Source organism: Ruegeria sp. CDSB136, from assembly GCF_059610965.1.
The window spans coordinates 23,905-33,369 of the sequence record NZ_JBXWOP010000030.1; the positions used below are offsets into that span (position 1 = coordinate 23,905).

The following is a 9,465-nucleotide window of genomic DNA, read 5'->3' on the forward strand; positions in this document are numbered from 1 at the left end:
ATGCCCCAACGACAGAAATGCGCAAGTATTGTTGAAAAACTCGAGAATTCGGCCCACTCGCTTTTTCGCCGATTTCCATCGCGTCAGCAATGTTGACACCACTTGCCCAAAGCAGGCCATGACAGCCTCTCACATCGCGGAACCATTGCTTCGGCCGACCCCCTGGCTAGAAAAATCAACCGCCTGTCAGTGGGTAATTTTTTCCGGTTTTGGCCAAAACTGGAGTTTTTCAACAATATCCGCAGAAAGCAGACTTTGCAAAGTTCGGAGTGCGGCTAAATCCGAACGTGAGTTTAGAGGTAAGTTGTTGCGGAGGGTTCTCCAAAGCTGCCGTTCACACACGGTGCTTCGTTCACATGGTCGGCATGTTCTCAACGCAGATTCACCCGACACTCGAGTTAGCAGAAAGGCGTATCTAAGCGGAACACCCTAATATCAAGGCCGACTTACAACAAAGTTCGGTACTATCCCCGCCTTCGTGATTGCTGCTTCAACATCATACCCTGCAAAGAACCCGAATCCAGAGATGAGTGCGGAAGCTATGCCTGCATTTCGTGCGCCCAGAACGTCGGTGTGCAGGCTGTCACCAACCATCAGAACGCGGGACTTGTCTATGTGTCCGAGGCGTTGGAACGCAAGGTCATAGATGTTGGCGAAAGGCTTGCCAAAGAACTGAGGGGCGACACCTGTCCGATCTGCCAGCCGGTGCGCAAAAAGGCCGGGCTCTTGGGAAAAACCGTATTCACGAGGAGCGACAATATCGGGGTTTCCGACCATTACCGGACGGGGACGCTCCAGCAAGGCGGCCTCCAACATGGCCTGACGCGCTTCGGTCCAGACTGCCGACCCGATCATCAGAAACCCGTCGACGGTTTCGTAGGGCGTCGGGTCATCTTCCAGGTAGGATAGCTTCAACCCCTCCAAATCTCGAAGACCGGCGCTGGGGGTTGCCATCAATCCCCAGTACAATTCACTTTGGCCGTTTAGCTCAGACAACAATGTGGCCCGGCTAGTGATCAAATCCTGCGGTGCGAAGTCATAGCCAAGCCTGGTATATTTCTCCAAAAGAGTTGCGTGGGGAAACCCCGCGGCATTCGACACGACCAGAACACGCTTGCCGGCGGCTTGCAGTGACCTGACCCGATCTGGTGTCTCCGGGATCGCCGTATCGCCAATATTAAGAACTCCGAAAGCATCGAGGAGGAACACGTCGAACTCAGGAGCGATATCCTCTAGCGTCTCGACCTGACGATAGTTCACTTCAGTTGTGCTGGTTTTCGGAAGGCGGTGTCGTACCGCCTCGTAGGCTTCAAAAGCCTCTTGCGCAGAGAAACCGGTCAAATGATGGCCCCTCGTACTTTCGCCGAAACCCATTCACTGATCATGACCGCGACAAGAATTACAATCAGGATCAGGCTGACCTGTGGCCAAGCCAGAACGTTGAGCGAAGCTGACAATTGCAACCCGATGCCGCCGGCTCCGACTAGTCCAAGCACTGTGGATTCGCGGATGTTGATATCCCAACGGAAGACAGCAATGCCTGCAAAAGCGGGTAGAATTTGCGGAACGATTCCGTAAGCCATGACCTGCCAACGCGATGCTCCGGTTGCCGTGATGGCTTCGACCTGAGTGTGATCAATTTCCTCGATTGCTTCATAAAGAAGCTTTGCACAGAACCCGATTGAACGGATGGCTATTGCTATGACACCAGCAAAGACACCCGGACCAATAATCGCGATTAGCAGAAGCGCCCAGATCAACGAGTTGATTGAGCGGGTCGAGACAATGATCAACAGGGCGATGGGTCGAATGAACAGAGCAGATGGCGTGGTATTGCGGGCCGCCAAGAAGGCAACCGGCACCGCCATGCACAGGGCGATGATTGTACCCAGGGTGGCGATGTTCAGAGTATCCCAAATCGGGCGGCCCAGTTGGGTGATGTAGTCCCATTTGGGAGGCGTTGCACGGGTCCAGATATCGTTGGCGATGCGGGGCGCGTCCCAGACGAAAAACCAGGTCGTTGATTCCGAGATGAACTGCCAGCAGTAGACAAAGACTGCCACGCCCAACAGCCAGCCGAACCATCGAACCAGACTTTGACCCGTCGTTCGCCGGCGCCAGATTTGTGTGTCGTCGCGCTCAAGTACCGGCATTACTGAACCCTCGCACGGATAATTCCGGAAAGGTATTCAAGTGCCATGACGATCCCGATGATGAGTATAAGAATGGCTGCTGCCGTGTCGTATTCATAGCGATCAAACGCAGTGTTCAATGTTGCACCGATACCGCCAGCGCCCACGAGCCCAAGAATTGCGCTTTCTCGGAAATTGATGTCGATCCGATACATGGAAAGCCCCACAAGCCGCGGCATCACCTGAGGCTGAATGCCATAGTTGATCCATTGTGGCCAGCGTGCCCCGGAGGCCTTGATCGCCTCGGCCTGAACCTTGTCCATGGCTTCGATATCTTCCGCCAGAAGTTTGGAGAGAAACCCAATGGTCGCGAAGGAAAGCGTAAGAAACCCTGCCAGCGGACCAAAGCCGAAGATAGCCACCAGCAAAATGGCGACGATGATCTCTTGCAATGCCCGGCTTATCGCGACAATGCCGCGGCAAATTATGTAGATTGGCAGTGGGGCGATATTGCGGGCCGCTCCCAATCCAATCGGGATCGAAATCAGGATGCCCACGACCGACGCGGCCACGGTCATTATGATGCTTTCCAGAAGGCCACTCCAAATGTCCGACCACCGTGAAATGAAGTCCGGGCTGGTAAACGCAAGTACAAATGCCCACCCCCGGTCCAGTCCTTCATAGACCCGGCCCCAATCAACTTCGATGGTCATGAAAGCCGCGATCAGGTAGGCGAAAAAACCAAGCAACAATGCCCAGCGGAGCAAGGGGTTTTTGACAAAGGCAGGCTTACGCCAACCCTTTCCCAACATGTCGTCTAATTCTCGATGGCTCATTCCGCAGCCTCGACATCTTCATCTTCGTCGACTTTTTCGATGGTCGCTTCCCAGTCCTCTTCCCCATAGATTTCGGTCAGTTTCTCGGGGGTAAGACCTGTTGGAAGACCATCATAAACGATTTCGCCAAAGCGGAGGCCCACGACGCGCGGAACGAACATTTGGGCAAGCGCCACATCATGGATATTGATAATGGCCGCCAGTCCGCGTTCCTGACACAGCTCGGTGATCAGGCGCATAATCTGGCGACTGGTCTTTGGATCCAGCGACGCGGTCGGCTCATCGACCAGCAACAGTTTCGGGTTTTGAATCAAGGCGCGGCAGATGCCGACTCTTTGGCGTTGACCCCCCGACAGTTCATCCGCTCGTTTATCCGCCATATGCAAAAGCCCCACCCGATCAAGCAGGCGGAAGGCCTCGTCGATATCCGATTGCGGATATCGCCGCAGAAAGCTGCGCCAGAACCCTACATATCCCAGCCGTCCCGACAACACGTTTTCCATCACCGTAAGGCGTTCGACCAAGGCATATTCCTGAAAGATCATGCCCATTTCGCGGCGCGCTTTCCGCAGAGCGCCCGATCCGAGTTTGGTCAGGTCCACGTCATCCAGAAGGACGCCACCGCTTGTGGGTTCAACCAACCGGTTAATGCAGCGAATCATAGTCGATTTGCCTGCCCCCGAGGGCCCAATCAACGCAAGAACCTGTCCTTTTGGAACCTCAAGATCAATGGCCTTCAAGGCCTGATCTCCGGTTTTGTATGTTTTCGTCAGCTTTTGAAGACGCAGCATAAAATGCCCCAGATTAGGGTGAATAGCGGGCCCTTTCAGGCCCGCCGAATTAGCCAAAGATCACTGGCAGGCGTAGGAGACGCCATTTGCTGCGTCAATCTTACGGATGACATCCCAGAATTCCTGATAGGTCATTTCAAGGAACTGGCCTTCGTTCGATTTCGAGAACTCAGCTTCCAGGGTCGTGCCGTCCCAGTCAAAGTTGAAGAAGGCGTTGCGGATCTTCTCCTGCAGCTCGGGCGTCAGGTTGTAGACGGTACCAAACCCGGTGGTTGGAAAGGTCTGCGACTTGTAGATCGTTACGACATCATCTTCCTTGATCACATCACGCAAGATCATCCGCGATTTTACCGAGTTCGCGATCGAGGCCGCCAGGTAATCCTTGTTGGCAACTCCCAGGATCGAGTTGTCGTGCTTGCCCGAGTAGACAGGTTCGAAATCGCGCTCGGGCAAAAGATCAAAGTCGCTTTTCAGGATTGCCGAGGGCGCTTTGAAGCCTGAGTTGGATGTGGGTGAGGTAAAGGCCAGTTGCTTGCCCTTGATGTCCTCGACCTTTTCGATGCCCGAACCCGGATAAGTGATGATTTCCATCTCATAACCGAAATTACCGTCTTTCGAAGCCATGATCGTGAATGGCCGGAACCCGGCGCAGTTTACCGCCAATGGGTTAGAGCCGGTGTTGAAGCCCGCAATATGCAGACGCCCCGAACGCATCGCTTCGATCTGGGCCGCATTGTTCTGAACCGGAAAGAAGACAACGTCCTTGCCGGTTTCCGCTTTCAAATGGTCAAGAAAATCAGACCAGGCGGTTTTGTATACGGCGGGGTCTTCAACCGGTGTATATGCAAAAATCAGGGTGTCAGGATCAATTTGTTCAGAGGGATCGGTGGGGATATCCGCAATCAAATCCCCGTCTGCGTCACAAAAACGCTCGTCCAGGTCACCGCGCGGACAATCCTGCGCCGACGCCGTCCCGCTCAGCGACATGAGCGCGATTGCGGATGCCCCAATCAACAGTTTGATATCGATCTTCATATTTTCCTCCCAGTCATTCGCGGCCCTCTATCGATCCGCTGTTAATGAATCATGTCTTGCCTACCCGGCGACGAGAACATCGACCTCGGCGCCCTCAATAGCGTTACGCAATTCTCCTGTTGGTTTTTTGTCGGTAACTATGGAATCCAGGCCGTTGATATCTCCCACTTGGGAGAGGCCCCTGCGGCCGAACTTCCCGGAATCAATAAGAAGATGCCGCTTTTTGGCACGCGTCAGCATCATCCTCTTTACTGCAGCAAAACCCCGCACTGTCTCTGACGGACCTTCGGTTGAGAAGCCCGAGGACCCGATCATGCACCTGTCGACATTGAAACGGGACAGAAATTCCAGCGTTTCTGTTCCGATCGTTGCAGATTCAGTTGCCAGATATTCCCCCGGGCACAACAGGACCTGCGCAGCCCCATGGCCGAGGGTCATCGCAACGGGAATTGAATTGGTGATCACCGTGCAATGAGTGCCGAGATAAGCCAGCGCACGCGCCATCTCGATGGTGGTCGAGCCGGAATCGATCATGACCGTTTCACCGGCCCGGATCAGTTCTGCCGCCGTAACACCTATCCGCTCGCGTTCCTCAACCTGCGCGTTTGTCCGTTCATCCAAACCCGGATAGTGCCCTTGCGCAGGGGCTGATGCCCCCCCATGCGCGCGCGCGATCAAGCCGTCATTCGACAGGGCATCGAAATCCCTACGTACCGTCTCGTTAGAGACGTTGAACCGTTGCGCGAGTTCGTTGATGCGAACGTGCGGGCGCAGCTTCAACTCCAACAATATCTGTTGGCGCCGGTCGGACTTCTTGACCCGGCTCTGGTTCTTCTCAGGTATTTTACCGCGCGTTTTGGTTTTGGACATCCGGCGACCCGACTAGGTTTCGAAATCTACTTTTGTGGGCTTTCGGACATTTTGCAATAATTTATGTTGCATAACCCACAAAAGGTTGTGAGAGTTCGAGAAGTTCCAAATATTTCAAAGCACAGAGTAAAGATGCACAGACTGATCAAATTCAGAATGAAAATCGAAGGGACGTCTTAACCAGCCAAGTTGCGAATAAGACAGTTTCCTTTTGGGATTTGATCTTGGAGTCTCTACCTACCATTTTCTTCGTTGATTACATGCTTGTGTGTGGGCAGCATAAACTCAGCAGGGCGAATTCCAGATCGACGAATTTACTTTGCGCTTGTTTCGCCTGTGTTGGGAGTATCAGTTGTGGTCAAGGCTTCACCTGAGATACTTGCTGTAACAGAACGCTGGTTTGAGGCGATCAGGACCCTCAATACGCATGTTTTGAAGGACTACCTCTCCGACTCGGTCGATCTGCGCTTCATTGGAACTGGCGAGAATGAGTTTTGGAAAGGCCAGGTTGTTCGCGATGGAGTCGGCGAATTCATCGGCGAAATGCCAGAGCCGGATGTGTGGGAAGTTCTGGAAGCCGAAGCCTTCGAGAACGGAGAGACGGGTTGGTCTGCTTTTCTGCACCGGGTTGGGTTTACAGGGCTTAGAGATGATTACATCGTCCGAACGGTGCTGGTATTCGTCTTAGAGGGTGCGTCATGGAAGATCATTAATCGTCACGCTTCTCTTCCCTACCCAAATATGGAATTTGTAGGCAGCGAACAGTTGGCCATTCAAACTCTTGTGAAAGCTGCGCTCGAAGAAGGTCCGGAATTGCTTCAAGCAGAAGGTTTGGCCTCGGTGCTGTTTACCGATGTCGAAGGCAGTACGATGCTCGCGGCGGCCATGGGAGATCAGGGTTGGTCGGCGTTGATAGATCAGCATTTTCAGACTGTTGAGAGTATTGTCGCAACACATCGGGGGCAATTCGTGAAGTCGCTGGGAGACGGGACATTGTCCAGTTTCCAATCCGCGACTGAAGCGCTTCTGGCGGCGATCAAAATACAGGAAGCCGTTGCTATGAGCGATGTGGAACCGCGCTTGGGCCTACGGGTTGGCGTTCATACCGGCGACGTTGTTTTGGCGCGTGGCGACTTCTTCGGAACCGTAGTCAACAAAGCGGCTCGCATAACTTCGTCGGCCAATCCGGGTGAAATTCTTGTGTCAGATGTGACGAGAGCCATCGTTGGGGGAAATCACGAGTTCGAATTTGCGGCCGTACGATCTTTGGTCCTCAAAGGACTTCCAGATGATCACACAGTCTACCGTTTGCAATGGAGGCGATAGCTGCTCGCTGGGTATGACCTCGAAGATCAGCCCCGCCCCCGGGGGATAATTCAATCAAATTGCTCTTTTCGCGGAATGCCCTTGCAAAGTGAACACACCCACTCCGCAGTTCCATCAATTGGCCTGCCCTTGCTCTTTAAATCACGGTGGGAAAAAACCTGCTGATCGCGGCAAAATGGACAGGTAGCAAGAGAAAAGAAATCCGGAATATGGGTGACTCTCTTTGGGACGGGATTGCAAACCATGTCGCACTCAGCATTGAACTATTCCCTGTAGGCTATAACATATCGCCGTTTTTCTCCACGTCTGCTTCGGGCTCATATTGCCGTTCTCGGCGGTTTACATGATTGGCTGATCGCAGCCCAAACCAGACATTGGCGTTTTTGACTACTTACTGCACAATAACAAGAGACAAACTGAACCAACGCGTTTTTCTGCTGGTCAGAGAATATGGAACAAGACCCCAACATCGGCCCGGACGGACCAAACTTCCTTGCGCGAAGCGTCGCCGGGATCGCCCTCTCGGTTCGGGTCAAATTGCTTGTCGCGTTTTTAGGTATTACCTGCCTGCTTGTCGGATTGACGCTTTTTGGCCTCTATTCTCTGCATCACGCTAATGTCAGGACAGAAGCGATGGTCCGCGATCAGGAGCGCATTGCGTTTTTGACCGACACGTACGCAACCATTTCCAATTTGCAGGCTTACCTACTGGCAACCTTTTTGCCGCCAAAGTCCATAAACGTGGTTGGTGACGGCGGTCTTTTCATGACCGCTGCTGCCAGCGCCTACAACATCGCATCGGCGCTGGAACGCGATCTGGGGGTCGGTGCCCGGCGTTTTGGACAGCCCGGAATGCCTGACGAAAGCTTCATTGCGCAGCTGCGCTCGGACCTGGCGCCAATCATACCCGTCACACTGGAAATGAGGCGCTTGGACCGCGAAGGTGATGTTCAGGCCGCCGCCGAGTACGGCATCAAGAACGGTTTTGAGCGTCTTCAGGCGATGCAGCGCGATGTTTATACCACCGCGCAACGTATCGAGAACGAGATGCGGGACCGGGCGCGTACGACGACACAGGCCTATCTAACCTCACGTCAAAACATCGTAGCGGCGGCGCTAATTGCAGTTGGGGTTGCGCTTTTACTTGGATATTCGATCTCTTCCTCCCTTCTTTGGCCAATTCAACGCATTCGCGTGGCCCTTGGGAAGCTGTCCATAGGTGGATTCGATGAAAGGGTTAGCGTGCCCAATCGGGATGAGCTTGGCGAACTGGCCCATCATGTAAATCAAACAAGTGAAAAACTAGGAAACCTCTACGAGCAAGTCGAGGTACAAAAATCGAAACTGGCCGAATGGAACGCTGCGCTGGAAACGCGGGTGGCAGAACAAGTTGAAGAGATCGAGCGCACCAACCGCCTGAAGCGCTTCCTGCCCGCTCAAGTGGCTACGATGATTGTCGGCGCCTCGGATGAAGAAGACGTGCTTCGAACACGCCGAGCGGAGATAACGGTTCTATTCGCCGATTTGCGTGGGTTTACGGCATTCGCGACAGCCGCAACTCCAGATCAGGTAATTGAAGTTCTCAACACGTTTCACGGCACTTGCGGACCACTTGTCGAGGCACATGGAGGAACAGTGGAACGGTTTCTGGGCGATGGTCTATTGGTTCTTTTTGGAGCTCCGGTTCCTATGGAGAATGCAGCGCAAAAAGCTGTAGACTTGGCTCAGGACATGCAAAGCAAAGTACGCGAAGCGCTAATCCCGTTCAAAGCCGGGGCAGACGGACGAATACTTGGGCTAGGAATTGGGATCGCAACTGGCGCGGCTACGATGGGTCAAATTGGCTTTGAAAGCCGTCTGGACTACTCCGCCATCGGTCCAGCACCTAATCTCGCTGCAAGACTCTGCGACATCGCCAAGGATGGCCAGACACTCATCTCACACGCCACGGCTTGGCAGGTGAAAGGCGAAATGGTGCCGGCAGGTCCGTTTGATCTAAAAGGTGTCGGTTCGAACATAGCCGCGTTCGAACTATTGAATCGGTAGTGAGCAGCCCACGCAGGGCGGAGCAAGAATCTCAGGGAAGTTCAATTATTTGACATCGACTAGACTTTGCAGAGTCCGCTTCACTGCGCAAAGCAGCCTTTCGACTGACTCAACTTAAGGTCTGCTTTGAGCCGATTGTGACCAATTCAGTGCGACAAACAGATGACCGCTTTGCCAGTTAATTTTGCCTTGCCAACCTCACATATCAACTGCTTGATACGTAGGTTGCGCAAAGCAGGATAAGAGTACTTTGGATATAAGCGAGATTGTTGTTGGCGTCGTGGATGTGGGTGCGCCAAAGAATATTGGCTGGGCAATCAAGTTTCGCGGTCAGGACGAAACTGGCCAGAACTTAGCCCACATTCCCCAAGTAAGTCGCTGTTTCCGCTGTCGTGATCGTGTTATTTCCGATATAAATCATGGTGTTGG

General features: G+C 53.4%; 8 protein-coding genes. 2 read left to right on the forward strand and 6 right to left on the reverse strand.

Annotated features, from left to right (window positions below; all coding sequences use genetic code 11):
• Window positions 1-435: 435 nt before the first annotated feature.
• The 6 genes from AC2FIR_RS22590 to AC2FIR_RS22615 are packed head-to-tail and all read right to left on the reverse strand — an operon-like array spanning window position 436 to window position 5,664.
• Complete coding sequence (locus AC2FIR_RS22590; RefSeq protein ID WP_496763249.1) at window positions 436-1,374, reverse strand: HAD-IIA family hydrolase; 939 nt, start codon at window positions 1,372-1,374, stop codon at window positions 436-438.
• The gene (phnE, locus tag AC2FIR_RS22595; RefSeq protein WP_480469233.1) at window positions 1,338-2,153 is read right to left on the reverse strand and encodes a phosphonate ABC transporter, permease protein PhnE; all 816 of its coding nucleotides are present in this window, start codon (window positions 2,151-2,153) and stop codon (window positions 1,338-1,340) included. Before phnE (AC2FIR_RS22595) ends, AC2FIR_RS22590 begins: the two co-directional genes overlap by 37 nt.
• Window positions 2,153-2,968 (reverse strand): phosphonate ABC transporter, permease protein PhnE, encoded by an 816-nt coding sequence (gene phnE / locus AC2FIR_RS22600; protein ID WP_496763258.1) that lies wholly within the window; start codon window positions 2,966-2,968, stop codon window positions 2,153-2,155. The genes phnE (AC2FIR_RS22595) and phnE (AC2FIR_RS22600) overlap by 1 nt, the downstream gene beginning before the upstream one ends.
• Entirely contained in the window at window positions 2,965-3,759 is a 795-nt protein-coding gene (gene phnC / locus AC2FIR_RS22605) for a phosphonate ABC transporter ATP-binding protein (protein ID WP_480660915.1), read from the reverse strand. The genes phnE (AC2FIR_RS22600) and phnC overlap by 4 nt, the downstream gene beginning before the upstream one ends.
• Before the next feature lie 60 nt (window positions 3,760-3,819).
• Window positions 3,820-4,794, reverse strand: coding sequence for a phosphate/phosphite/phosphonate ABC transporter substrate-binding protein (phnD, locus tag AC2FIR_RS22610; RefSeq protein WP_480469231.1), 975 nt, complete (start codon window positions 4,792-4,794; stop codon window positions 3,820-3,822).
• 60 nt (window positions 4,795-4,854) lie between these two features.
• Entirely contained in the window at window positions 4,855-5,664 is an 810-nt protein-coding gene (locus tag AC2FIR_RS22615) for a DeoR/GlpR family DNA-binding transcription regulator (protein WP_496763267.1), read from the reverse strand.
• Window positions 5,665-6,018: 354 nt separating this feature from the next.
• Between AC2FIR_RS22615 and AC2FIR_RS22620 the strand changes: the two genes are divergently transcribed.
• A complete protein-coding gene (locus tag AC2FIR_RS22620; protein ID WP_496763272.1) occupies window positions 6,019-6,990 on the forward strand; it encodes an adenylate/guanylate cyclase domain-containing protein in 972 nt (323 codons plus the stop codon).
• Between the two features lie 450 nt (window positions 6,991-7,440).
• Entirely contained in the window at window positions 7,441-9,036 is a 1,596-nt protein-coding gene (locus AC2FIR_RS22625; RefSeq protein ID WP_496763275.1) for an adenylate/guanylate cyclase domain-containing protein, read from the forward strand.
• The last annotated feature ends 429 nt before the right edge of the window (window positions 9,037-9,465 follow it).

Coding starts and splice junctions, on each gene's coding strand:
- AC2FIR_RS22590 (WP_496763249.1), bottom strand. CDS start 1,374: ATGGGTTTCGGCGAAAGTACGAGGGGCCATCATTTGACCGGTTTCTCT.
- phnE (WP_480469233.1), bottom strand. CDS start 2,153: ATGCCGGTACTTGAGCGCGACGACACACAAATCTGGCGCCGGCGAACG.
- phnE (WP_496763258.1), bottom strand. CDS start 2,968: ATGAGCCATCGAGAATTAGACGACATGTTGGGAAAGGGTTGGCGTAAG.
- phnC (WP_480660915.1), bottom strand. CDS start 3,759: ATGCTGCGTCTTCAAAAGCTGACGAAAACATACAAAACCGGAGATCAG.
- phnD (WP_480469231.1), bottom strand. CDS start 4,794: ATGAAGATCGATATCAAACTGTTGATTGGGGCATCCGCAATCGCGCTC.
- AC2FIR_RS22615 (WP_496763267.1), bottom strand. CDS start 5,664: ATGTCCAAAACCAAAACGCGCGGTAAAATACCTGAGAAGAACCAGAGC.
- AC2FIR_RS22625 (WP_496763275.1), top strand. CDS start 7,441: ATGGAACAAGACCCCAACATCGGCCCGGACGGACCAAACTTCCTTGCG.